General features: G+C 39.3%; 26 protein-coding genes and 1 pseudogene. 17 read left to right on the top strand and 10 right to left on the bottom strand.

What is annotated here, in order from left to right:
• Positions 1-144 precede the first annotated feature (144 nt).
• On the bottom strand, positions 145-345 hold the full coding sequence (locus tag OHT75_RS16490; RefSeq protein WP_264728592.1) for a CPXCG motif-containing cysteine-rich protein: 201 nt from the start codon (positions 343-345) through the stop codon (positions 145-147).
• Positions 346-653: 308 nt separating this feature from the next.
• Here OHT75_RS16490 and thrS point away from each other — a divergent pair, with 308 nt between their 5' ends.
• From thrS to rnd, 12 genes and pseudogenes are all read left to right on the top strand, one after another.
• Positions 654-2,582, top strand: coding sequence for a threonine--tRNA ligase (gene thrS / locus OHT75_RS16485; protein WP_264728590.1), 1,929 nt, complete (start codon positions 654-656; stop codon positions 2,580-2,582).
• A gap of 3 nt (positions 2,583-2,585) precedes the next feature.
• Positions 2,586-3,128: a translation initiation factor IF-3 gene (gene infC / locus OHT75_RS16480; RefSeq protein WP_264729056.1), complete on the top strand. Its 543-nt coding sequence runs from the start codon at positions 2,586-2,588 to the stop codon at positions 3,126-3,128.
• An 89-nt stretch (positions 3,129-3,217) separates the two neighbouring features.
• The gene (rpmI, locus tag OHT75_RS16475) at positions 3,218-3,412 is read left to right on the top strand and encodes a 50S ribosomal protein L35 (protein WP_055023949.1); all 195 of its coding nucleotides are present in this window, start codon (positions 3,218-3,220) and stop codon (positions 3,410-3,412) included.
• Between the two features lie 18 nt (positions 3,413-3,430).
• Complete coding sequence (gene rplT / locus OHT75_RS16470) at positions 3,431-3,790, top strand: 50S ribosomal protein L20 (protein ID WP_188839453.1); 360 nt, start codon at positions 3,431-3,433, stop codon at positions 3,788-3,790.
• 463 nt (positions 3,791-4,253) lie between these two features.
• A complete protein-coding gene (locus OHT75_RS16465) occupies positions 4,254-6,209 on the top strand; it encodes an ATP-dependent DNA helicase (RefSeq protein ID WP_406682044.1) in 1,956 nt (651 codons plus the stop codon).
• A gap of 43 nt (positions 6,210-6,252) precedes the next feature.
• Positions 6,253-6,960: a tRNA (adenosine(37)-N6)-threonylcarbamoyltransferase complex dimerization subunit type 1 TsaB gene (tsaB, locus tag OHT75_RS16460; protein ID WP_264728584.1), complete on the top strand. Its 708-nt coding sequence runs from the start codon at positions 6,253-6,255 to the stop codon at positions 6,958-6,960.
• A gap of 100 nt (positions 6,961-7,060) precedes the next feature.
• Complete coding sequence (locus tag OHT75_RS16455; protein ID WP_264728582.1) at positions 7,061-7,495, top strand: hypothetical protein; 435 nt, start codon at positions 7,061-7,063, stop codon at positions 7,493-7,495.
• 451 nt (positions 7,496-7,946) lie between these two features.
• Positions 7,947-8,645, top strand: a complete 699-nt coding sequence (locus OHT75_RS16450; protein WP_264728580.1) for a M50 family metallopeptidase — start codon at positions 7,947-7,949, stop codon at positions 8,643-8,645.
• Positions 8,646-8,707: 62 nt separating this feature from the next.
• A complete protein-coding gene (locus OHT75_RS16445; protein WP_264729053.1) occupies positions 8,708-9,484 on the top strand; it encodes a class I SAM-dependent methyltransferase in 777 nt (258 codons plus the stop codon).
• A gap of 3 nt (positions 9,485-9,487) precedes the next feature.
• Positions 9,488-10,398 (top strand): annotated as a pseudogene (locus OHT75_RS16440) (alpha/beta hydrolase).
• A 213-nt stretch (positions 10,399-10,611) separates the two neighbouring features.
• Positions 10,612-12,285 (top strand): long-chain-fatty-acid--CoA ligase FadD, encoded by a 1,674-nt coding sequence (gene fadD, locus OHT75_RS16435; RefSeq protein WP_264728579.1) that lies wholly within the window; start codon positions 10,612-10,614, stop codon positions 12,283-12,285.
• 55 nt (positions 12,286-12,340) lie between these two features.
• Positions 12,341-13,459 (top strand): ribonuclease D, encoded by a 1,119-nt coding sequence (gene rnd, locus OHT75_RS16430; protein WP_264728577.1) that lies wholly within the window; start codon positions 12,341-12,343, stop codon positions 13,457-13,459.
• A gap of 327 nt (positions 13,460-13,786) precedes the next feature.
• Here the strand turns inward: rnd and minE are convergent, their stop codons facing one another.
• From minE to minC, 3 genes are read right to left on the bottom strand one after another with little or no spacing between them, the layout of a single operon-like run.
• The gene (minE, locus tag OHT75_RS16425; RefSeq protein WP_261296756.1) at positions 13,787-14,047 is read right to left on the bottom strand and encodes a cell division topological specificity factor MinE; all 261 of its coding nucleotides are present in this window, start codon (positions 14,045-14,047) and stop codon (positions 13,787-13,789) included.
• A 2-nt stretch (positions 14,048-14,049) separates the two neighbouring features.
• Positions 14,050-14,859 carry a septum site-determining protein MinD gene (gene minD / locus OHT75_RS16420; RefSeq protein ID WP_264728572.1) on the bottom strand — a complete coding sequence of 270 codons (810 nt, stop codon included), beginning with the start codon at positions 14,857-14,859 and terminating at the stop codon, positions 14,050-14,052.
• 30 nt (positions 14,860-14,889) lie between these two features.
• Complete coding sequence (gene minC, locus OHT75_RS16415; protein ID WP_264728570.1) at positions 14,890-15,552, bottom strand: septum site-determining protein MinC; 663 nt, start codon at positions 15,550-15,552, stop codon at positions 14,890-14,892.
• 121 nt (positions 15,553-15,673) lie between these two features.
• Between minC and OHT75_RS16410 the strand changes: the two genes are divergently transcribed.
• Both OHT75_RS16410 and OHT75_RS16405 read left to right on the top strand, forming a co-directional pair.
• The gene (locus OHT75_RS16410; RefSeq protein ID WP_264728568.1) at positions 15,674-15,958 is read left to right on the top strand and encodes a YcgL domain-containing protein; all 285 of its coding nucleotides are present in this window, start codon (positions 15,674-15,676) and stop codon (positions 15,956-15,958) included.
• 47 nt (positions 15,959-16,005) lie between these two features.
• Positions 16,006-16,446 (top strand): YcgN family cysteine cluster protein, encoded by a 441-nt coding sequence (locus tag OHT75_RS16405; RefSeq protein ID WP_264728566.1) that lies wholly within the window; start codon positions 16,006-16,008, stop codon positions 16,444-16,446.
• 72 nt (positions 16,447-16,518) lie between these two features.
• Here OHT75_RS16405 and dsbB read toward each other — a convergent pair whose 3' ends face one another.
• Both dsbB and nhaB read right to left on the bottom strand, forming a co-directional pair.
• Complete coding sequence (dsbB, locus tag OHT75_RS16400; RefSeq protein ID WP_264728564.1) at positions 16,519-17,028, bottom strand: disulfide bond formation protein DsbB; 510 nt, start codon at positions 17,026-17,028, stop codon at positions 16,519-16,521.
• Positions 17,029-17,149: 121 nt separating this feature from the next.
• On the bottom strand, positions 17,150-18,739 hold the full coding sequence (gene nhaB, locus OHT75_RS16395) for a sodium/proton antiporter NhaB (RefSeq protein WP_264728562.1): 1,590 nt from the start codon (positions 18,737-18,739) through the stop codon (positions 17,150-17,152).
• A gap of 485 nt (positions 18,740-19,224) precedes the next feature.
• On the opposite strand from nhaB, the gene fadR reads away from it, so the two are divergent.
• The gene (gene fadR, locus OHT75_RS16390; RefSeq protein WP_264728560.1) at positions 19,225-19,944 is read left to right on the top strand and encodes a fatty acid metabolism transcriptional regulator FadR; all 720 of its coding nucleotides are present in this window, start codon (positions 19,225-19,227) and stop codon (positions 19,942-19,944) included.
• 136 nt (positions 19,945-20,080) lie between these two features.
• Here fadR and OHT75_RS16385 read toward each other — a convergent pair whose 3' ends face one another.
• The 3 genes from OHT75_RS16385 to OHT75_RS16375 form a co-directional block, all read right to left on the bottom strand.
• Complete coding sequence (locus tag OHT75_RS16385; RefSeq protein ID WP_264728558.1) at positions 20,081-20,278, bottom strand: DUF2986 domain-containing protein; 198 nt, start codon at positions 20,276-20,278, stop codon at positions 20,081-20,083.
• Between the two features lie 86 nt (positions 20,279-20,364).
• Positions 20,365-20,811, bottom strand: a complete 447-nt coding sequence (locus OHT75_RS16380) for a hypothetical protein (protein ID WP_264728556.1) — start codon at positions 20,809-20,811, stop codon at positions 20,365-20,367.
• Between the two features lie 116 nt (positions 20,812-20,927).
• Positions 20,928-21,284, bottom strand: coding sequence for a glutaredoxin family protein (locus OHT75_RS16375; RefSeq protein ID WP_264728554.1), 357 nt, complete (start codon positions 21,282-21,284; stop codon positions 20,928-20,930).
• Positions 21,285-21,370: 86 nt separating this feature from the next.
• Between OHT75_RS16375 and OHT75_RS16370 the strand changes: the two genes are divergently transcribed.
• Entirely contained in the window at positions 21,371-21,559 is a 189-nt protein-coding gene (locus tag OHT75_RS16370; RefSeq protein WP_264728552.1) for a hypothetical protein, read from the top strand.
• Between the two features lie 24 nt (positions 21,560-21,583).
• Here the strand turns inward: OHT75_RS16370 and OHT75_RS16365 are convergent, their stop codons facing one another.
• Complete coding sequence (locus tag OHT75_RS16365; protein WP_264728550.1) at positions 21,584-24,676, bottom strand: DUF748 domain-containing protein; 3,093 nt, start codon at positions 24,674-24,676, stop codon at positions 21,584-21,586.
• Between the two features lie 217 nt (positions 24,677-24,893).
• On the opposite strand from OHT75_RS16365, the gene OHT75_RS16360 reads away from it, so the two are divergent.
• On the top strand, positions 24,894-25,265 hold the full coding sequence (locus tag OHT75_RS16360; RefSeq protein ID WP_264728548.1) for a GNAT family N-acetyltransferase: 372 nt from the start codon (positions 24,894-24,896) through the stop codon (positions 25,263-25,265).
• Positions 25,266-25,293: the final 28 nt, after the last annotated feature.

Raw genomic sequence — 25,293 nt, 5'->3', positions numbered from 1 at the left:
CAAAGCGAACTTTTTCGTCAATACCTTGTATCGGTTTAGGTTACAAAAATTGTTTTGCCCTGATTTTGAGCGGGTATTGCGGGTGAGTTCAATACAGGCAGCGGCCTTAAATGGTCGTTGCTGAATATCTTAAGTGCAATTTGATTAGTATATTTGTTCATCATCAGAATCAATAAACAATTGTATGGTTCGTCTGTTGTCATCTAAATGCATTTTTATATGGATTGGATTGCAACAGATTCGACAATCATCATAATACTCTTGATCGCCAGAACTTGCATCAATCGTCACATGCTGATGATGACCACAATGGGGGCAACTGATTGCTTTAGATAACAACTTCATCCCTTTTCTCCTCAACGCTTTGGTGCATGGGTAACACAACCCATTATCTCATGTGGTTGACTGCCATTTATAAATATAGTCGTCAATTTATAATATGCATTCAGTGCAAGGAATTAAATTAAACGTGCTGAGTTGATTTTTACGAATGTTAAAGGTTGATCCGCCTTGAGGTTGTCACATACAATTGGCGGCTACATTTTTGGGTAATTAAGACTCTTGTACTGTCTTTATTTCATTAATGTTTATCACTCATTTTACATTACACCAAGTGGCCCTACGTGTGGGTCACCACTGGACAAGGAATTTTCATGCCTATTATTACATTGCCTGATGGCAGCAAACGTGAGTTTGCCAATCCTGTATCGACTCTCGATGTTGCAGCAGATATCGGCCCAGGCTTAGCCAAAGCCTGTATTGCTGGTCGCGTTAATGGTGAATTAAAAGACGCTTGTGACATTATTTCTACCGATGCGGATTTATCTATCATCACGGCTAAAGATGAAGAGGGTGTTGAAATCCTTCGCCATTCTTGTGCGCATTTATTAGGTCATGCTATTAAGCAATTATGGCCTCAAACCAAAATGGCTATTGGTCCTGTTATCGATAACGGCTTTTATTATGATATCGATTTAGAGCATAAACTGACTCAAGAAGACATCGATGCGTTAGAAAAACGTATGATGGACTTAGCCAAAACTAATTATGATGTGGTTAAGCGTGTTGTATCTTGGCAAGAAGCCCGTGACGTATTTAGCGAGCGTGGTGAAGAATACAAAATTGCCATTTTAGATGAAAACATCAGCAAAGATGCGACTCCAGCATTATATCATCACGAAGAATATACCGACATGTGTCGTGGTCCACACGTACCTAACATGCGTTTTTGCCAACATTTTAAATTAATGAGTGTTGCCGGTGCATATTGGCGTGGTAACTCTGACAATAAAATGCTGCAACGTGTTTATGGTACTGCATGGGCAGACAAAAAAGCCCTTAAAACACATTTAACCCGTTTAGAAGAAGCGGCAAAACGTGATCATCGTAAAATTGGTAAACAATTAGATTTGTACCATATGCAAGAAGAAGCACCTGGAATGGTATTCTGGCATAACGATGGTTGGAGCTTATTCTTAGAGTTAGAAAAGTTTATTCGTCAAAAATTAGGTCAATACACTTATCAAGAAGTGAAAGGCCCATTAATGATGGACCGTGTGTTGTGGGAGCGAAGTGGTCACTGGGATAAATACTCAGAAGCCATGTTCACCACTAAAAGCGAAAACCGTGAATATGCCGTTAAACCAATGAACTGTCCTGGTCACGTGCAAATATTTAACCAAGGGCTTAAATCATACCGTGACTTACCATTACGTATGGCTGAATTTGGTTGTTGTCATCGTAACGAGCCATCAGGTTCACTGCATGGTTTGATGCGCGTGCGGGGGTTCACTCAAGATGATGCACACATTTTCTGTACCGACGATCAAGTTCAAAAAGAAGTGAGTGCATGTATCCAAATGGTATATGACACTTATGCCACCTTTGGTTTTGAAAACATTGTTGTGAAATTATCTACACGCCCAGAAAAGCGTATTGGTGATGACGATATGTGGGACCGTGCAGAGGAAGCATTAAAGCAAGCGCTTAAAGCCAATAATATTGAATTTGAAATATTACCTGGTGAAGGTGCTTTCTACGGACCTAAGATTGAGTTCACATTACATGATTGTTTAGATCGCGCTTGGCAGTGTGGTACTGTACAATTAGATTACGCGTTACCGTCTCGTTTAGGGGCAACTTATGTTGCTGAAGACAATAGTCGCCAAACACCGGTAATGATCCATCGTGCTATTTTAGGCTCGTTAGAACGTTTCCTCGGTATTTTGATTGAAGAATATGCTGGTAAATTCCCAACATGGCTTGCACCAATGCAAGTTGTTGTAATGAATATTACTGACAAACAGTCTGAATACGTTGAAGAAATCGTTAAATTCTTCAAAGAACAGGGCATTCGTGCATCTTTTGACTTGAGGAATGAGAAAATAGGCTTTAAAATACGCGAACACACCTTAAGACGTGTGCCTTATTTATTGGTCGTAGGTGATCAAGAAATGGAAAATAAGGAAGTTGCGGTGCGTACCCGTGACGGTATCGATTTAGGTAAGCTAAAACTAGAAGATTTTGCTACCAAGATACGTCAACAGATTTCGCTCCGTAGTCTAAAATTGTTGGAGGAATAGGTCATAAAGATCAAGAGAGCAGCAGGGCGACAACCAGCGCCTAATAGAATCAATGATGAAATCACCGGTGTTCCTGAAGTCCGTTTATCGGGTTTAGATGGTGAGCCAATTGGTATCGTTAGCATTAAAGAAGCCCAGAGTATAGCAGATGAAGCAGGGGTTGACCTTGTAGAAATCAGCCCTAATGCTGAGCCTCCAGTTTGTCGCATAATGGACTACGGTAAGTTCCTTTTTGATAAGGCTAAGGCCCAAAAAGAACAAAAGAAAAAGCAAAAACAGGTTCAGGTTAAGGAAATTAAATTCCGTCCTGGCACTGATGAAAACGACTATCAGGTAAAACTACGCAACCTGATTCGTTTTCTGGAAGATGGGGACAAAGCGAAAATTACGCTGCGTTTCCGTGGTCGCGAAATGGCACACCAAAACCTAGGTATGGATCTTTTGAACCGTATCAAGGCTGATTTGGAAGTATATGCGGTTGTTGAATCTTTCCCGAAAATGGAAGGCCGACAAGCAATTATGGTGCTAGCACCTAAAAAGAAATAGTAGGGCAACCAATTAAAAAGTAGCGAAGACTCTTTTGAGGACTTCGCTCGCCTTACGTTTTATTAACGTCCCAATGCGGAGTTTTAGAAATGCCTAAAATGAAAACAGACAAGGGTGTACAAAAGCGCTTCAGAAAAACCGCTAATGGTTTCAAGCGTAAACAAGCACACTTACGTCACATTTTGACCAAGAAGAGCACTAAGCGTAAACGTCACTTACGTGCTAAATGTTTAGTAGCTAAGTCTGATGTGCCAGCAATTGCACGTCAACTACCATACGCTTAATAAAAGGAGCAATGAACAATGCCTAGAGTTAAGCGTGGTGTAACCGCTCGTGCTCGTCACAAAAAAGTACTTAAATTAGCTAAAGGTTATTATGGCGCTCGTAGCCGTACTTTCCGTGTTGCTGTTCAAGCAGTAACTAAAGCTGGTCAATATGCTTACCGTGACCGTCGTCAAAAGAAACGTCAATTCCGTCAATTATGGATTGCACGTATCAATGCGGCTTCTCGTCAAAATGGTCTGTCTTACAGCCGTTTCATCAACGGTTTGAAAAAGGCGTCTATCGAAATCGATCGTAAGATTTTGGCTGACATCGCTGTATTCGACAAAGTTGTATTTGCAACGTTAGTTGAAAAAGCAAAAGAAGCTTTAACTAAGTAATTAGTTAGTCGGCTTTGAAAAGAGGAACCTTCGGGTTCCTTTTTTTATGGCTCTAAGTTAACCATTTCATGAAATACCCATCGTATAAAATACTGTTCGTGCTAGTTTCATAAAATATGTGAACACTGCTTTAGATTTTTCGATTGTAGAATAATGATTTATCATAAAAACCAGTCTTATTATCATGCATTTTCGTTGGCGATTTCTGATAACTTATTTGTGGTGATTGGGGTAATAGGTTTGTGATTGTGTAATAGAAAAATAGCCTACTGCATCATTTATCAACAAACATAAACACGCCCTAAGATATTGGATGGCAATTTAAATTTCGATTAGTCATTTCTAAAACATAATTGAGGTTAATTAGCATTTAAATTAGAGTATCATTAATATTAAGTTGGTCTGCATTGATTCATGCCGTCATTTTCATTTTTACCCATCTATAAGAGCATTCACAAACCCCTTGTTAAGTACTGAACCCAAAATATCTGCCAAATTATCTAGCCTCACTTCACTTGTGATTGCTGAGTTTGCTGAAGGTGGGTCTTTATCAAGACATGTTCACCAATATCGTAGCCGCCAGGTGCAAACGGATATGGCTGTCGCTGTCAGTGAAGCTATCGTTAAAAAGAAAAACTTAATATTAGAGGCGGGTACTGGTGTGGGCAAAACCTTTGCTTATCTGCTTCCCGCATTATTAAGTGGTAAGCAAGTTGTGGTGAGTACTGGGAGTAAAAACTTACAAGAACAATTGTTTTTAAAAGATTTACCTGCATTACTTTCGATGCTGGAGATAAAACCACGTATCGCTTTGTTAAAAGGTCGAAGTAATTATTTATGCCAACTTCGTTTAGACAAGCAAATGCAGTATGCAAGCCAATACCGTGAGCAAGCTTTAGATGATTTATTAAAAATCAATCAATGGGCAACACTCAGTAAAGATGGCGATATCGGTAATTTAACCTCAGTGTCAGAACACTCGACAGTAATTCCTAGCGTGGTGAGTACTAAAGAAAGCTGTACGGGTAAAAAATGTGCGTTTTACGATGTATGTTTTACACGAAAAGCCCGCTTAAAAGCGATGGAAGCAAAGCTTGTTGTGGTAAACCATCATTTATTTTTTGCTGATAGACTATTAAAGGACACTGGGTTTGCGGAGCTGCTGCCAGATCCTGATGTAGTTGTGTTTGATGAAGCTCATTTGGTTACGGATATTTGCATCAGCTATTTTGGCAGTCATCTTGGCAGTCGAGAAATAGATAAACTACTTAACCAGCTTATTTCTATTCATAAAAACAACATTCGTGACAGCATTCAAATAGAGCATTTAGCTAATCGTGCCATCATCGTATTAACCCATTGGCATAATGCCATGTTTGACTGCGCTCAGACTGATTGGCGTCAAGTTCTGGCAACGAAATCTTTAATCATTGATTCATGGGCGTTACATCAATCTTTAGTTGAATTAAGTGAGCTAGTGACGCATCACTTAGGGCGCGATGACGAACTAGACACGGCGTTTGAGCAACTTAATAGTTTAAAAGACAGGCTAAAAATATTTTTTGAATGCCAAGATCCGCATGCAGCCTACAGTGTTGAGTATGGGCCTAGATTTATTACGCTACGCGCTTCACCAATCAATGTTGCCAAGCAATGTGAACAATTATTCAATCCCGAAACCAGTTGGATTTTTACCTCGGCTACTTTACAAGTTAATCGCCAACTGAGTCATTTTGCTAACGAATTAGGCCTACAACGTGCGACACAAGTTATTTTAGACAGTCCATTTGATTACCCAAATCAAGCCATGTTTTGTGTCCCTAGACATTTAGGTAAAGTGGGTCAAACACCATTTAGTGCTAAACAACTTGTCGATGTGTGTGTGAAAGCTATTAACGCGGCACAGGGGCGCACATTTATTCTATTCACTAGCCATAGCATGTTGGAACAGGTCGCCAGTTTATTGCGCAGCCAAGTAAGTTATCCGTTACTCGTTCAAGGACAAGCAAGCAAACAAAGTTTACTTAAAAAGTTTCGGCAATTGGGCAATGCCGTTTTGCTGGGCACAGGTAGTTTTTGGGAAGGTGTTGATGTAAGAGGCAAACTATTGAGCTGTGTGATTATCGATAAACTGCCTTTTATATCGCCAGATGACGCTTTATACCGTGCAAGGGCGATGAATATTGAACGTCAAGGTGGCGATCCATTTGTCGCGATTTCGTTGCCTCAAGCGGTTATTGCATTAAAACAAGGGGTAGGGCGGTTGATCCGTGATGAAAAAGATCGCGGGGTACTCATCCTATGTGACAATCGCATTGTCAATCGTGCCTATGGACAAGCATTTATCAATTCTTTACCACCAATGCATCGAACACGCGATTTAGATAGTGCGTTACACTTTTTAAAACAAATTCCTTAAGTTATCATAGCGCCTTAATTTTGTTCCAAAACGGGTTGTAAACATGACATTTCATTCGCCATTACGTGTACTTGCACTTGATACTTGCACAGAGTCTTGTTCTGCTGCGCTTTCTGTTGACGGTAATTTATTTACTCGTATTGCCGATGCTCCCCGTGAACACAGCCAACGCTTATTACCTATGGTTGATGAAGTGCTTCAAGAAGCTAACATTTCGCTTGCTGATATCGATGTGATTGCATACGGACGAGGACCGGGTAGTTTTACCGGCATACGTATTTGTACTAGCATGACGCAAGGGTTAGCATTAGGCTGTGATTTGCCTGTTATCGGTATTTCTACTTTGGCAGCCATGGCGCAAATGGCAATAACAGAGCACGGCGCTGAACAAGTATTTTGTGCCATTGATGCAAGGATGAATGAAGTTTATGTTGGTCAATTTATTGCAAAAAATGGCATAGCCACACTAATAGGTACTGAACAGGTCTGCTTACCAGCAGATGTTGAACTACACTTAGATTCATCAAAATCGATAAAAGCCTGTGGTACGGGATTTGATGCTTACCCTAGCTTAACAGCCTTATCTTGTATGATAGAGGAAGTTGAAGCGATAAAATATCCTGATGCTAAAGCCATGATAGCACTTGCTGAATTTGGCGTAAGCCAAGGCTTGCAAACATCGGTGGATGATTTAGCGCCAGTATATTTACGTGATACGGTAACGTGGAAAAAATTACCTGGACGTGAATAATATTCAATTATGTTGTGCGTTATTTTTCATCGATGGTATAAATACAGCACAATAACGCATTTACATTTATGATTTTTATGGTCTTGTGAGATAAACATCAATGCAAATTGGTTCAACATTGATTCAGAAAACAGTCACTCAACCCATGGTGAAAACCCCGTTGAGTCATGCTGTTGCGGGCAATCGTCCGTTAGGGGCTATTGGTGAAATTAACCCGATAAATCCATCTGTAACCACTATTGTTAACCACCATACCTCGTCCTCCGCTCAATCGTTTGAGCAAGACATTGAAAAAAATCTTTTAAGTCAAAATGAAATAGAGCAAACCGTTGCTGAATCTGGTTTATTTGAGTTTTCGGGAAAAATTCCACAATTCGATATCGTCACCAATACTGCAGATCATGAAAGTGCAAAATTACAATATGATACTGAACTTGAGATGAATCGTGGCGCCATACGGATGTATATGATGACACAGCATGCAGATAGGCGTGATGAGATACAACAAATGGTCGGTATTGATCTCTACGTGTAACTCTCGCCATTAATCGATAAATTGTTGCTTTGTGGTTGAGCCAATGTGTTGAGCTGATTTTCCTAATCTACTTTATATTCCCTTCAAACCATAATCAATTTTGTTACTTTTTAATCACCGAAACGCGCTAAGTCTGATGTGAAACCTATTCTTGCCATTCACATTTTGGGTAGTATTGATACCAAACGTAATATCTAACTTTTCTTGCTAGATTATGGAAATACAAGATAATAGTGAATTTTTGTCGATTGTAGTAAAACGACTTATCATAAAAATCTGCCTTGTTATCAAACATTTTTTGCTTGGCTATTTCTGATCACTTATTGATTGTTATCGTGGTTATTCAGAAGATAAAAAGTTTGTATCTTAATGTTTAGTAGCCATTCCCTCATCGACTTAATTCTGATTAACTAAGCATATTAATCATTTTGGTAGGTTACTTGTAACTGTAATGGCAAATGTTAACCCAAGTCATCAGTCGATTTTTTCTTCTGGTACTCCCAGTCGAGGACGATTTTTTTTAGAGCTCATCGCTGCGTTTCTAATAACTCGTTTACCTTATATCAATGTGCCTTTTAAATGGTTTGAAAGCTACTTTCATGAATTATCTCACGGAATCGCCACGCTAATTACTGGGGGGATCGTTAGCCATATTCAATTATTCCCAAATGGAGCTGGACTTTGTTACAGCCAAGGAGGCAATGCCGTGATGATTGCATTTTCGGGGTATTTGGGGGCTGCAATTTGGGGATATTTGATTTTTTTACTCGCCACATGGCGTGATGGCATACGTATTACTTTGTCGATTTTGGCTTTAACCATTCTAGTCTCGGTCATTTTATGGGCAAGAGATCTGCTCACTATTGCTATTTTACTTTGCTTAAGTGGACTTATTTTGTTACCACTTAAATTAAAAAATAGTCGTCCTTTAAACAGTTTACTGCGTATATTAGGCTTGATGATAATACTCAACGCTATGGCTAGCCCTATGGTGTTGTTTGGTTTAAATGGGCAAGGCGATGCCGTTGCGTTAGCACAAATCACCTGGATTCCGGCTTGGTGTTGGGTGGTGATTTGGTTGGCGGTCAGTTGTGGCATGTTATGGCTCTGTTGGCAAAAAGTCGATTCAACAAAAGGGAGTATTAAATGAAATGTAATTTAGCGTTCGCAATTATGGTGAGTTTTACAACAGTGGGCCTGTATTCTGCCCCGATGGCTGTGCAAGCCGAAGAGGTTAAAGTCAATGATGCACTGGCGGCTGCAGTCGCCAGTGATTTTCGTAGCGATTCAAATAAGTTAAGAGATATATACCGAAATCCTGCACAAACTTTAGCCTTTTTTGATGTAAAAGCTGATCAAACGGTTATTGAGCTTTGGCCCGGTGGTGGTTGGTATGCAGAAATTTTAGCACCGTATTTAGCTAAAAATGGCCAATATGTAGCGGCTAATTTTGAAACAAAACCGGCAGAAGATACTCGTCAAACTGCGTATTATAAATCTGCAGGGTTAAAGTTTGAAAAATGGGTTGAAGATAATAAAGCGACCGTTGGTAATGTGCAGTTTGTGACGTTAAGTCCACCAGAAAAACTCAAGCTGGGTGAAGATAATTCTGCAGATCATGTATTAACGTTCAGAAACTTGCATAACTGGGCGATGAAAGGCCAGCTAGAAGGTGTATTTAATGCAGCTTATGCAGTATTAAAAGACGGTGGTTCATTCGGTGTAGTTGAGCACCGTGCCAATATTGGTATGGCTGCAGAAAGTGGCTATATGGAACAAAACCAAATGGTAGAATTAGCTAAGAAAATCGGTTTTGAATTGCTTGCTAGCTCAGAAGTGAATGCTAATCCCAAAGACACTAAAGATTATCCCAAAGGTGTCTGGACCTTACCGCCGCGCCTAGCGATGGGTGATCAGGATAAGCAAAAGTATTTAGATATTGGCGAAAGTGATCGCATGACTTTGAAGTTTATCAAAAAAGCGAAATAACCTATGCCAGTCAATGAGCCAAAGCAGCATTCATCTCTCGCTTTTGAAGGCGAGTCTTTGACAATCTCTTTGGCTCATTTATCGCTATCCGCGACACGCTATGGACAAGATGATAAGCCAATTATTCTGGCATGCCATGGTTGGCTCGATAATCTGAACAGTTTTATACCACTCGCAGATGCCTTTTTACGATCAGAGTTAGCCACAGATTTTCAATTGATTACTTTTGATTGGCCAGGGCATGGATTATCGTCGCATCGCCCAGGCAGTTATCCGTTACATTGGGTTGATTATGTATATGATTTAGATTCTATCGTTAATTATTTAATTTCAGATCCTAATCAGAAAATACTATTACTTGGCCACTCACTTGGTGGCATAGTCGCCAGTGCTTACAATGCCAGTTTTCCACAACGCATAGCTAAGCTTATTCTCATTGAAGCCTTATCCCCATTATTTGAAGATGCAAATCGCAATGCATCGAGGCTTAATAGAAGTGTTAAACAACATCGGGCATTGAATCTAATAAACCAAGAGGATATGCCTCTGTTGATGTGGTGGTAAAGGCTAGACAGCTATTAACAGGGATGGATGAGCAATGGTGCCGATTAATTTCAGTTAGAAACCTTCAGTTTATTGATGGTTTGTATTACTGGCGGAGCGATCCTAGGTTGAAATTAGACTCGGCATATCGAATGACCTTTGAACAAGTCGATGCATTAATGAGCCAAAGCGATACTCCGACGTTATTAGTATTAGGTCATGCTGGTTTTCAGCAGTTAAAATTAGCTAAACAACAGGCGAACGTATGGTTTAAACGATTACAATGGGAAGAAATCGAAGGTGATCACCACTTGCATATGAGTAATGCTGAAGGATTAATTAACTTGATCCGAGTATTTATTCTAAAATAAGCTCTGTATCGCTTAAAGCGCTATTATTTTACGTTCAATTATGTGATTATGTTCAAAATTAAAACGCTTGTATGATTTTCATCACAGGCAATAACAATAACAACACGTACACTGATTATTGCCAAATCATAACAAGAGTAAATAATAGTGACACGTTTTAGCCGCTGACGGGGAATGCACGTCTTAGCACAGCGGCCATTATAGGAGACACCTGTGGACCAGCCTTGGATTAATAACCTACCAGCCAATGTACCGGCAGAAATAGACCCTAATCAATTTCCTTCTTTATTGGCGATGTTTGAAAATGCAGTGGCGAAATACGCTGATCAACCTGCTTTTATCAACATGGGCGCAACAATGACCTATCGAAAGCTGGAAGAAAGAAGCCGTGCTTTTGCCGCATATTTACAAAATGATCTGAAGTTAGAAAAAGGCGACCGAGTCGCATTGATGATGCCTAACTTATTGCAATATCCTATTGCCTTATTTGGTGTGCTTCGTGCAGGCATGGTGGTTGTGAATGTTAATCCACTTTACACTCCAAGAGAATTAAAACATCAGTTGATTGATTCTGGTTCAAAAGCCATTGTTGTGGTGTCTAATTTTGCAAATACCTTAGAAGAAGTGGTTGATCAAACTCCAGTTAAAGCGGTCATTATTACGCGCTTGGGCGATCAATTAAGTGCGCCAAAACGCACGTTAGTCAACTTCGTGGTGAAGTACATCAAGAAAATGGTTCCTAAGTACGACCTACCCCATGCACGTTCTTTTAGAGACACCTTATCTAAAGGTAGGCGCTTACAGTATGTCAAACCTGAAGTCACCGGTGATGATCTTGCTTTCTTGCAATACACGGGTGGGACGACGGGGGTTTCTAAAGGCGCGATGTTGACTCATCGTAATGTTGTCTCCAATGTACTGCAAGCCAATGGCGCGTATTCGCCAGCACTCGATGATGGGACAGAGTTTGTGGTTACCGCTTTGCCGCTATATCATATTTTTGCATTAACGGTGAATTGTCTGCTGTTTTTACATAAAGGCAGCAAAAACCTGTTAATCACTAATCCAAGAGACATCCCTGCTTTTGTAGGTGAACTGAAACGTTATCCGTTTACTGCACTGACTGGCGTCAATACCTTATTTAATGCTTTAGTTAATAATGAAGATTTTAAAGCGCTTGATTTTAGTCGATTAAAGCTATCGATTGGTGGCGGAATGGCTGTGCAAAAAGCGGTTGCTGACAAATGGCAATCGATCACCAAAACGCGTTTGTTAGAAGGTTACGGTTTAACGGAAGCCTCACCACTAGTGACATGCTGCCCTTATAATTTAGATGGCTACAATGGTTCTATTGGTTTTCCTGCACCATCAACGGCCATCCAAGTACGAGATGATGATGGCAAGGTATTATCCCAAGGTGAAACCGGTGAACTTTACGCCAAAGGCCCACAAGTTATGTTAGGTTACTGGCAACGTCCTGAAGAAACGGCCAAAGTAATTGATAAAGAAGGTTGGTTAGCCACTGGCGATATTGGTTATATGGATGAAAAGGGCTTTTTCTTCATCGTTGATCGTAAGAAAGATATGATTCTGGTATCAGGTTTTAATGTGTTCCCCAATGAAGTTGAAGATGTGGTTGCACAGCACCCTAAGGTGATTGAGGTTGCTGCCGTTGGTGTGCCTAATGAGGCCAGTGGTGAATTAGTTAAAATATTTGTAGTTGCAAAAGACAAGTCTTTGACTGAAAAAGATCTGATTGATCACTGTCGTCATCATTTAACGGGATATAAAGTGCCAAAACTGGTAGAATTCCGAGACGAATTACCAAAGACCAATGTGGGTAAAATTTTACGCCGTCAGCTTCGAGACGAAGCTAAAAAGGCGTAATATTGAAAACCGGCATTAGCCGGTTTTTTTATCCCCCAAATAGACGGAGTAAGCTGTGTTAGCGTTTGAGTATATAAGTAATGAGAGTGCATTAGCCTTGTTAGTGGCGCAATATGAGCAAGCTCCATTATTGGTGTTAGACACCGAGTTTGTTCGTACCCGTACTTATTACGCAAAGTTAGGCTTAATTCAAGCATATGATGGTAAAACATTAGCGTTAATTGATCCTGTGGCGATTAAAGATTTATCGTCATTTTGGGCATTACTCACCAATCAAAAAATCATTAAGTTACTGCATTCTTGTAGTGAAGATCTTGAGGTTTTTGCGCATTATGGGGAATGCCAACCTACGCCATTATTTGATAGTCAAATAGCAGCCAGTTTAGCTGGAATGGGTCATGGTTTAGGTTATGCTAAGTTAGTAGAGCAATGTTTGAGTATTGAACTGGATAAAGGTGAATCCCGTACCGATTGGATGAAGCGTCCTTTAACTGAAGCCCAACTTCAATATGCGGCCAATGATGTGTCTTATCTTTATCAACTTTACCCGCAAATTTTACAAAAACTGACTGAACAAAATCGTTTAGATTGGCTATACGAAGAAGGGGAGCGGATCACAGACGGTCGCTTAACTGGGGCGGACCCTGCCGAAGCCTATTTAAAGGTGAAGAATGCTTTTCAATTAACTCGCTCTCAATTGGCAAGCTTAAAAGTTATGGCTGCATGGCGACTTGAAAAAGCGGTCGCGAGAAATTTAGCATTAGGTTTTGTAATAAAAGATCATGCATTGATTGCTTTAGCCAAAAAAGCGCCCAAAACCTTAGCAGAACTAAATCAAATGAATGATTTAACGGAGCAAGAAAAACGTTTTCATGGTAAAGATTTATTGAAAGTGATGGCAACTGCGGATTTTGATAATCCCCCTGAAGAAGTGGATGTCATTGCACTTAAATCTGGCTACAAATCAGCATTTAAAACAATTAAAACTCGTTTGACCGATATAAGCGAAGATAAAATTGTGCCTTTAGAGTTTATTGGGTCTAAAAGATTAATTCATCAATTTTTATTGTGGTTATTTAATGATAAACAAGGGGAGAGACCTCTTGTGCTTCAAGGCTGGCGTGGTGAATTAGTTGGCAGTACATTGGATGATATCGTTTTTAAAGGCGAATAGGTTCTCTTGGCAAGAGAGCATGTCGATCTTCGCGGTTAAATAATCTCAACAGGCCTTCATCCCCTTAAAAATAAAAAAGGATATGATTAATCATATCCTTTTTTATTGGTTACCTTTAATGGCCAAGATTACTTAAGCTCAACTCGGGTTAAGAGATGGGCTCAATAAGCACAATTCAACAGATTGAGCTTATCTTTTAGTAAACTTGTCATTTGTTTTGAAAACAAGGCGTATTAACACATAAATAGCTGACCTATTGCACGTTAATGAAACGCAGTTTGCAAGACAAAGAGCTGTTTTGTGAGCGTTTATTATCCAGAGTTGAGGTTACTTACCTTCAGGCAAGGTCACATTTAATTCCAATACAGATAAATTATCATCGTTCTGTTCAAGTTGAACACTGACCTGTTCATCGGAAATTTGCACATATTTACGGATAACTTCGATAATTTCTTGCTTCATTCTTGGCAAGTAATCAGGGGCATCTCGTTCTCCACGTTGATGGGCAACAATGATTTGTAAGCGCTCTTTAGCTAAAGAGGCGGTGTTGGTTTTTTTAGTACTTCTGAAATAATCAAGTATGGACATAATTAGCTACCAAATATCCTTTTTAGGAACCCTTTCTTTTCTTCGGTGATAAAACGTACTGGGACATCTTCACCCAGTAAACGATCAACAGTGTCACTGTATGCCAAGCCTGCATCGCTTTCTTGGTCAATAATCACTGGCACACCAGAGTTAGATGCTTTCAACACTGCTTGAGATTCAGGAATGACGCCCAAGAGATCAATGGCCAGAATTTCTTTCACATCTTCAACACTTAGCATTTCGCCAGTTTTAACACGCGAAGGAGAGTAGCGCGTTAATAATAAATATTCTTTAATCGGCTCAAGGTTTTGTTCAGCACGGCGTGAGCGGCTTTGCAACATACCTAAAATACGGTCAGAGTCACGTACTGAACTCACTTCAGGGTTAGTGGTGACAATTGCAATATCAGCAAAATAAAGTGCCATCATTGCACCTTGTTCAATACCTGCTGGTGAGTCACATACAATGAAATCAAATTCTTTGGCTAAATCTTCTAAAACTTTGCCAACGCCTTCTTTCGTCAGTGCATCTTTGTCTCGGGTTTGCGAGGCGGGTAAAACAAATAACTTATCGCAGCGCTTATCTTTGATCATGGCTTGGTTTAAGTTTGCTTCGCCGTTAATCACGTTAACAAAATCATAAACAACACGGCGTTCACAACCCATGATTAAATCCAGGTTACGTAATCCGATATCAAAATCGATAACAACCGTTTTTTTACCTTTTAACGCCAGACCTGTAGCGATAGCAGCACTTGAGGTTGTCTTACCCACGCCGCCTTTTCCCGAAGTGACAACAATAATTTGTGCCATGATGATAATTATCCTTAAAATTTGCCTAATTTATGGCAATAGTTCAACTGTGAGAGACTCGCCTTCAAGACGGACACAACCTCTTTGAGCTTGGCAATGTTGTTGCAGGTTTTCTGCAAGCCAATATTGTCCAGCAACGGAAACTAGCTCAGCTTCTAGTGAGCTTGCAATAATCACACTCTGTGTGTCACCGCCAGCGCCAGCCATGGCTTTACCCCGCAATGCCCCATATACATGAATGCTACCATCAGCAATCACCTCTGCGCCATTACCTACAGCACCAAAAACAATTAAATCGGCGTCTTTAGCATAAATTTGTTGTCCCGAGCGGATATTTTGTTTAACAATTTTTGTTCCACGCGGGGGTATCTTAGCAGTGGCAGCCTGCTTACCTGATTTTACCACTGCCAATCCTAAATCTTTTGCCTGAACAGAAAAAGGGATAGAAGCTTCGGTAATACCAACAATGACTAATTGGCGTTCAATAAGTAATGATCTTAATGACGCTAAATCAACCGGCGTATCGTCTAAAGCGCTTAAATTTAATATTAATGGTGCGCCAAGAAAAAAATGCGGAGCTTGAGCCAGCTTTTTATCAAGTTCTGCGGCAATAATGTCAAGATCAGCATTATTGATATAAAGTACTGATAGAGTAAAAGATGTGGCTTTCAACTCGAGATTTTGTTTCGCCATCTCGTCGTTATTCTCCAAATTTTTATGCTTGTAATCTGATTTACAATTATTTTATTGGGTCACCATGTTATAGTGTGCGTAGTGGACTATCAAGTTTCAACCAGCGGAAATTTACACTAAAATGATTTGTGCAGTATATAAAAGTAGTCGCAAGGCAGATACTTACCTTTTTGTTGAAAAACGTGATGTTTTTAATGACGTACCTCAACCATTAATGGACATGTTTGGTACGCCAAAATTAGTGATGTTAGTGCCTTTAACCAAAAGGGACTCTTTAGCATTAGCTGATATCGAAAAAGTGAAAAGTGAATTAAAAGCCAAGGGGTATTATTTACAACTTCCTCCCCCAAATGAAAACTTACTCGAACAACATAAAGCCAGTATCAATTTCGAAAGTAAGTTGTAAATAGTAAACAACTGACTTATTGATAGGTATTAAGAGACGAATGTGCCATGCGTTTTTGGGAAACAACAGCTTTAAAAGATATGACATCTGAACAATGGGAGTCCCTATGTGATGGATGTGGTAAGTGCTGCTTAAATAAAATAATTGATGATGAAACAGAGGAACTGTATTACACCAATGCCGCTTGTCATCTGCTTGACGATGAAAGTTGCCAATGTCGGCGCTATCCAGAGCGATTTAAATACGTTCCAGAATGCACTGTAATCAGTTTAGAAAACCTGCCTGAATTGCATTGGCTGCCAGATAGCTGTGCCTATCGACGTTTATTTGTAGGTAGAGATTTACCTAGTTGGCACCCATTAATTACCGGTTCAAAAGAGGCTATGCATCTTGCGGGTATGTCAGTTAAGGCTAAAACAGTTAATGAAATGAAAGTCAGGTATCTTGAAGATAATATTGTGTTATGGCCCCTTCAAGATATTGATTAACTAGCGGTTTTATCAAATACAAAAACAGACCAATTGGTCTGTTTTTGTATTTTGGGCATAAGGTAGCAAGCGTTAGCGTTTTGGTGTCAATGCAGGTAAAACCATGACAAGCCAGATTAAACAGTACACAACAAATCCGATTATCATCCATTGCACCATGCTAATCGACATAAATGACCATACCGATTCACCACACATTCCCGTTGGCGAGAACACCTGTGGCAGCCACTGATCTAATGGCATGAAATCAGGAAACTCCGGGAAAAATGAGCAGGTTGAAAAAGGAGAAGGATTTACTTGCATCTCATTAAGCTCAATAGCCAACCTGACGCCCCATACAGAAGATACAAGCCAACCTATCATCGCCAACAAACGAACCAGCCAAAGTTTTGGCATTATCAACCCGACTAAAGCCGATAACATTATCCCAAGTACAGCAACCCGAATGTAGATACACATCACACAGGGATCAAACTTCAATACGTATTGAAAATACAGTGCAGCTAACTCAAGCGCTAAACCAGAGGCAAATAATATTGCCCAAGATGTACGCTGATGACAAAAATGTTGTAATGCGGTCAAAATATTATCCTGCAAAAAGAGAGATAAAAAACACCCTCATAAAGAGGGTGTTTCAACTATGCTCAGACCATAAAATATTTCTAGATTATTGTCTATCCTAAGATATTGCCATTAACGGATATTAATGGCCTGAAACAGCACCGCCAATATCTTTAGCTGAGTGATGTATCAACCAAGCATTATCATAGAAGTAGGTGGTCATATCGGCTAAAAATCCTGATTCAATCATGGTAACACCAACGATAGATAACACTATGGTGTATGGCAGAGCCATCCAAACCATACGTCCATAGGATAAGCGAATAAGCGGAGCCAATGCAGAAGTGAGCAAGAACAGGAATGCAGCCTGTCCATTTGGTGTGGCAACAGATGGTAAGTTTGTGCCAGTGTTGATCGCCACAGCTAATAAATCAAACTGATCACGGGTAATTTGCCCTGAAATTAACGCGGCTTTAACCTCATTAATATAAACGGTTCCAACAAACACGTTATCACTGACCATAGATAATAAACCGTTCGCGATATAGAAAATAACCAATTGGGTATTGCCTTGGTAACTGAGAGCCCATTGAATGACGGGGGCGAATAAATGCTGATCGATAATGACGGCTACAATCGCAAAAAACACTGCGAGCAATGCGGTAAATGGTAATGCTTCCTCAAATGCTTTACCGATTTGATGTTCATCTGTTATACCATTAAACGCTGTGGTTAAAATAATCACAGAAAGACCGATTAAGCCGACAGAAGCAAGGTGTAATGCTAAACCTGCGATTAACCAAACTCCGACAATCGCTTGAATAATCAATCGTGCTTTATCCTGCTTTGTGCGATGCTCGTCTTCATAATTAGCATAATCGGTCAGAATGCGATGAACAGCCTCTGGCAGCTGAGCGCCGTAACCAAACAATTTAAATTTTTCAACCAAGAAACAGGTAAATATGCCAGCGAACAGCACTGGCATTGTCACAGGAGCCATACGAATAAAGAACTCACCAAAGTTCCAATGAGCTTGAGCCGCAATGATCAAGTTTTGAGGTTCACCCACCATAGTACAAACACCACCTAGTGCTGTACCTACTCCAGAATGCATCAGGAGATTACGTAAAAATGCACGGAAATCTTCAAGTTCATCATGGTTTAATTGAGGGCTACTTTCTTCGATAGTGTGATCGTGATTAGAACTAAAATCTTTTCCAGAAGCCACTTTATGGTAAATAGAATAAAAACCAACAGCGACAGCAATGATGACGGCAATCACCGTTAACGCATCTAAAAAAGCGGATAGAAATGCCGATGCTGCGCAAAACATTAAAGAAACTACAATTTTGGAGCGGATCTTAGTGATCATTTTAGTGAAAGCAAAGAGTAATAATTGCTTCATGAAATAAATGCCAGCGACCATAAAAATTAGCAGTAACAAGACTTCAAGGTTGGCTTCAATTTCATGTAACACTTGGGTGGGCGAGGTCATGCCAATCATCACGGCTTGAATAGCAAGTAATCCCCCCGGTTGCAGTGGATAACATTTTAAAGCCATGGCTAAGGTGAAAATAAATTCGACGACTAATACCCAGCCTGCGATAAAAGGGCTGACATAAAAAAATAATAATGGGTTGATTACAAGAAATGCCACAATGGCTAGTTTGTACCATTTAGGCGAGTTACCTAGAAAGTTACTAAACATCGCTTGAGCTTGGGTTGCTGGCATATTCGCCACTCCGATATTGTTATGTTATGAATTTTTGCCCAAATAAAGCATCATTAAGGTTTTGATTAACGTAAAGCTGACAACAGCGCAATGTTATTTTTCTACAGTTAAACATCTTAATACACTAAATTAACAGGTATTAATTTGACTGAGATCTGCTGTGACCAAGTCAGGTTAATCAAATCATAATGAACTGATTTAAATACCTTTATCGTAACGAGTAAGGCATTAATTCTTGATTCGGTTCTGTAATTTTGGGCTAGTTTAGCTTAATTAAAGCTTAATTGTAATTCAAAAGCTTGAGCTAAATCATAAAAACGGTTGAATGTTCGTGACTATTTTATTACTTGCTGGTTACAAAATAGCCATCGAATGTGTTGTGATTAAACAAATGTTTTTATTTTCTACTTCTCTGGTATGATCAGTTTTAATTCAAGTAGCTTGTCAGCTACAACCGCCAAGTTAAGTATAGGAAATTTAGGCTGATGATTATCAATGCCAAAGGTCCTGCAAGTTTTGCAGAGAAGTACATTGTTCGTTCTATTTGGGACAACAAATTTCCACCAGGTTCAATATTGCCTGCGGAACGTGAGCTTTCAGAACTTATCGGTGTTACCCGTACAACGCTTCGTGAAGTGTTACAGCGATTAGCACGTGATGGTTGGTTGAAAATTCAGCATGGCAAGCCAACACAGGTCAATAATTTTTGGGAAACCTCAGGATTAAACATTCTAGAAACGATTGCAGATTTAAATCCAGAAGGCTTTCCTTTATTGGTTGACCAGTTGATGTCTGCTCGTGCCAATGTTAGTACCATCTATTTTAGAGCATCATTTCGCCATAACCCTGAAAAAGCGCAAGAGATTCTATCAACTGTTCATCTATTATCGGATGATGCAGAAGCGTATGCTGATTTTGATTATCGTCTTCATCATACGTTAGCTTTCGCCTCAGGAAATCCATTATATGTTTTGATTTTGAACGGATTTAAAGGCCTTTATAGTCGAGTAGGGCGTTATTATTTTTCAAGCAAAGATGCACGAAAATTAGCATTTAATTTTTATGTTGAATTAGAAAAGCTTGCTAGCGATAAAAATTACCAAGCCGTACCAGCATTGATGCGATTAAACGGTATTGAAAGTGGTAAAATGTGGCAGAAATTACGTGATGATATGCCAGCAGAAATTGCGCATGACAATAGTTAAACGTCATTGTGGTGAAAAAATCTAGTTCCTGCGACATTTTTTTACGCCAACAGTCTTGTTTTCAGTAGAGTGCTTGAATAATAAAAAACGCCAATCATTTGATTGGCGTTTTTTATTATGCGTGTTAAGCGATTTATCACTCTTTTGCTGAAGGAGTTTCGGATTCGATAACGGTTTCAGCTGGTAATTCTTGCTCTAATGCTAATTTTGCTCGCTCAGCTTTGGAGATATAGCGTTCTTTTGGCTTGCTGCTAGGGTTGTCTGGAACAACTTTATTCTGTCTCGCTTTGGCACGCTTGGCCAATTTTTTTATCATCTGCTGTTTTTTATTCATAATACATCTTCAATGGCTGATATACGACGGCGTTAAGCGATCGCAACAATTCTTGCGGCCATTTTAGCCTATGTTGACTAAAACCCCTAGCGTCCAAATGTATTGATATCTTCATCCGTTGCTCCATCATTACATTCACCACGAATTTCACCGCGTTCAGGTTCAATATAGCGGCTTAATTCGATAAAGCCTTGCTTACAATAGCCTGTCATCGCGATTGTTTTTTCTAATCCAATTTGTACCTGCTGTGTCCACAATTCGAGAAACTCTTGCTTGTCACGCATTTCTTGTGCATAACTGCGTGCATCTTGTTTGCGTCTATCAATCGGTGGTCGATTTGTTGCATCATTGATGTTGCGGTCAGCCGCTGTTGCTAATTTTGCACTATAAACAAACAATTTTATGCCATCACCTTTGATTTCAGTGCTAAATTTATCTTTGAATTGACCAGCAAACTCCATCGGATCGATGGTTTTTGCACTGCAAGCTGTGAGTAAAAGGAGTATTGATGTTGAGATAACAATTTTAAGCACTGAAATGACCTTCTAGTTCAACGATACAAATACCATTGGTGTTGGGGGGGGCTAAAGTGAATATCAACTTAACGACAGGTTAAAATAATGAATCTTCTTTTAACACATTGATGAATTTAGGCAAACTCAGTATTGAGGTAATTCATAATGGCCTTTGATTCATACAACCATTCAACTTTGCCATTATTATTAATTTTCAAACAAGGTACTTGCAGCTTGCCACCTTCGTTGACTAATTCCTGCTTATTACTATCTTGCTTGGCATCAACTAAATTAATATTTACATTTTGGCGACGCATCTCACGGCGCACTTTGACGCAAAAAGGACAGGCATTGTACTGGTAAAGACTTAATGATTGAGCTTTAAGATCAACTTGTTGTTGGTCATCTGCTGAGCGTTGGCGCTTCTTCGGGGCAAAAACAAAATTGAGTAAAAGAATAATTCGACCCAAAATCCAGCGTACTACAAACATAAAAACCTCGTTGGTGTGTAAAAATAGTGTTGGTATATCAATTAAATGTAATTTTACTTTATTGCTGATTCAGATAAAAGGTACTGGTGAATAATCCCTGTATCATTAATGCCATTCATAAACCCTTTTCGTTAACTAAACTCGGTGCAATGGCTAATTTAAGCCCTAACCCGAAGGGCAGTGGCTCTTCAGCCATTGTGCCCAAAATTCAGTTATTTAGCAGACTAAACGACGTTCATTTGTTATTGCCTGAGGGGACATTGGCTACTGCATAATTTTTCAACAAAGATCGACACGCCCTAGTTAGCTTGAAGTTCTAGTTGTACCTCTGCTGCTTGTTGTTTGGCATTAATACGGCTTTCCATCACGAATATTCTTTGACTTTCTATCTTACCTTGGTCAACTAAGAATGATTTAACTGCTTTGGCTCTTTTTTGAGCCAGAATACCTAAGTCTGCAGAATCAACAACTTGTGAATTTTTAAGTAAGTTGTACAAAGCAATGTGCCAACGGATTGTCATTTCATTATCAGTTAATTCTTCTTGTGGTAACTTTGCTTGGCTTTCTGCCATGATGCTCTCTTTGACATCTTCTGGATTTGCACCCATTTCAGTACTGTACAGTTGATAAAGCGCATCGCTTAATGGACCCGATGTTGGGAATTGACTGGCGGTTAAATTTGCTGGTAATTCACCAATTTCGATTGCAGCGGCTTTGGCCAATTTAACTTTTAAGGCTTGTTCAGCAAGTGCTTGGCTATCATTGATGGCGTCTATATCACCCTTAACATTGACGATAAGTAATGGGCGATCGATTAAAGCTTCGGTTAATGCTAATAAATGCTTTCCTTGGCTATCGCTAATTGAGCTGTCACCGTATTCAAAGCTGACGTTATTCATAGGTTCGTCAGATCCAATTAGATTTGCAAGCAAACTAAATGGTGCGGTAATGGCTTTTGTTATGATATTACCTAGAGCCCCCCAAATAATGCTACCAAAACTAAAACTGGGTGAGTTTAAATCGCCCTCGACATCAACGCCTAAATCAATAACGCCATGTCGGTCTTGTAATAATGCAACGGCTAATGTCACAGGTAAACTGGTTGCTAAATCACTGTTACTGGGTTTACCAAGCTGTAATTGATCTATGACTACGTGGTTTGAACCGACTAAAGCATTATTTTTTAACTTATAGGTGAGGTTTAATGATATTTGACCTTTGTCTATGTAATAACCAGCATAAGTTCCTGAATAAGGGTTAACAGACGTCAACTCGACGTTTTTAAAGATCAGATTTAAATCTAAATAGGGCTGAGCTAATAAAGGATTTATCTCTCCTTTTAATGTAACCGGAGCGTATTTATCAATCTTACCCGCTAAATCAACCTTAGCGATTGTTTCAGGATTTGTTGATAGCTGACTAATGTGACCGTTAAGTAATTCAATTCCAGAAGAAAAGTTAGGTGTTAATGAATTATCTGCAAAAAATGCTGAACTATTCTTGAAGGATATACGCTTAATTTCAATACTCGGACTGACATTTTCGGTGTTAGCATTCGCATCGTCTAGGTTGACGTTTTCAGTTTTTTGTTGCTGTTTTGCCGTGAGTTCAGCATTGGATTGTGAGTTGTTATCCGTTGGCGCAGGAGTGACAGCAGGCTTTAATAAATGTGAGATATTAGTGGTGCGATCTTCTAAGATGATAATTCTAGAAAACAGCTCATCAAATAACATTTCATCAATATTAATTTGGCTTTTTTGACGATCAAATTCTAATGAATTGATTGCCATATGCTTCCAGCTCAATAGCGGTTGTTTAAGTAAATTATCTTTGATGTTTAATGAATCTAACCAAGCTTCACCTTGGTAAATTAAGTTCTTGGCACTATCTATTTTCAGTTTACCTTTAGTATTGAAAACGCCATCTTCAATGGTGATATTTACAAAGGGTTCAATGTAAGGCTGTAATTTAGGCAAGTACACATTTTGGTAGCTAAAGTCAGCATCCAGTGATTGATTCTCTAAATCAAATGTTCCCGATGAATCTAGCAGACTGCTTTGATTTATTTGAGCTGACATTTGATAAGTTAATGGGACCGATAAGTCGGATTTGATAACGCCTGTTTCGATGTTGATATTATCCATTTGCCATAAAATGACATTTTCACTGGCAACCGATTCACCCAGGTGTATTGCATATTCAGTCATGTTAATTTTATTTAAACTAATAAGCCAAGGAGACTCGGCTTCGCCAGATGACTCTTCAAGATTGTCATCTGTTGTGTCGGTTTCTAAATCAGTAAGGTTTTTGGGCATTAATAAGGTCATTAAATCAGCACCAGTCGGCGAAACCTTCATTGCTATTTCACCTTGGTGAGTTTCAAAACTTTCAATGTTAATTTGTTTGCTCACGCTATTGATGTCTAAATTGTTGAGCTTAATTTTGTCAATGGCAATTTTGCGTTCATTTGCGTGCGAAGCGACAATGCCCGTCAAATCGATGTTTGTCTTGGATAAATTGAATTGTAGCGGGGGTTCAATTGCAGGATCGATTGTTAATGCAATATGGCTAACAATATTTAATTTTCCTTGATTGAGTTGAATGTCAAAGTGCTCATCAATAAATTGCCAATACTTTTCAAGATTGAAATCGGCCAGTGCAAGATCAATATCTAATGTAAATGGGAAAAGTTGAAACTGACCCGCTAAAGTGAGCTGGCTATTGTGTTCGTCATTAAGAATTATTTTATAGTTGTTTCGCTTTTCAAGTGGGTCATCGTTTGACTTAACCACTTTGGCTAAACTATCAAATTGATTGAATTCTAAATTAATAGTGGGATAAACAACGTGGCTATCACTCACTGCGTCGCTAAGTGAAATTGCACCTTGTTCTATGGTTATTTTATCAATACGGATCCCAAATGGCAGTTCGGTTTCTTGAGTCTGAGGTGTGTTGGTCTCTGGCGCAGTATTTTTTTCGATAAATGCAAGAATATCGGAAAAGTTAAATTCCTGTTCAGTGATTCGTGCTAGGTTGATTGTGGGTTTGCTAATGGCAATTGTTTGCATACTGACATCTAAGTTAACCAAAGATTGCCATGGAGATAGATTAACAAGGAGTTTCTCAAATCCAACAAAGGTGTCTTGAGGCGTTTTTTCTGCCATTAATAGGCGGTCAACTATTAGCTCAAAGGTAAAGGGATTGAAGCTAATATTTTCAATTTGAGTATTACGACCCGTTTGCTTGGTGATGAGATCAGGGACATATTTAAGTGCAAGATAAGGGGCGAGAACACCTAGCATCAGACACAATAATGCATAGCAACATAACGCAATAAATAGGCTCTTTTGATAAAGGGGGCGTTGTGAAAAGTGAGAATATAAGGAAGCCATACGGTGCTCTTTGACACAAAAGAAGATAGCACTATTTTAACCAATGTTGAGCATGATTGAGAGGTTTTTCTTTGCTTTTTTCAAATAGACAACAAATAGACATTTGTACTATTTACATGTAAACTTTTGTAATTCATGGTTTTAATCTGCTTGTCTTTTTGAGCTGTGAGTATAGCTTTTACAAATAGCCAATTAATTCGTAATTCAAGGATGAAATATGCACATACGTCTTGCTGCCGATACTGATTTACAGCCTCTAAGTCATCTTTTTGATCATTACCGTCAATCCTGCGATCACCCTAGTGACATTAATGGATGTTACACTTTTTTAAGTCAACGATTGTCTGAAAATGATTCAATTATTTTTGTCGCATCTGAAAGCGAAAATATTCTCGGTTTTATTCAACTTTACCCGTCTTTTTCGTCATTAATGTTACAGCCTGTATGGTATTTTGAAGATGCGTACGTTATGCCGAAATATCGTAATCAAGGTATTGCAAGCCAAATGATTGCCCGAGCCAATATATTAGCAACAAGTGCTCAGGTAAAATTAGTCGATGGTCATCGCGAGCAAAGTTTACGAGTTTAGTTTTAAGGTTAAACGAATAGTTTATGAC

It is taken from the genome of Shewanella subflava, from assembly GCF_025971955.1.
GTDB lineage: Bacteria > Pseudomonadota > Gammaproteobacteria > Enterobacterales > Shewanellaceae > Shewanella > Shewanella subflava.
Note: the sequence above shows the minus strand (reverse complement) of the source record. Positions and strands in the feature narration are given on the sequence as shown.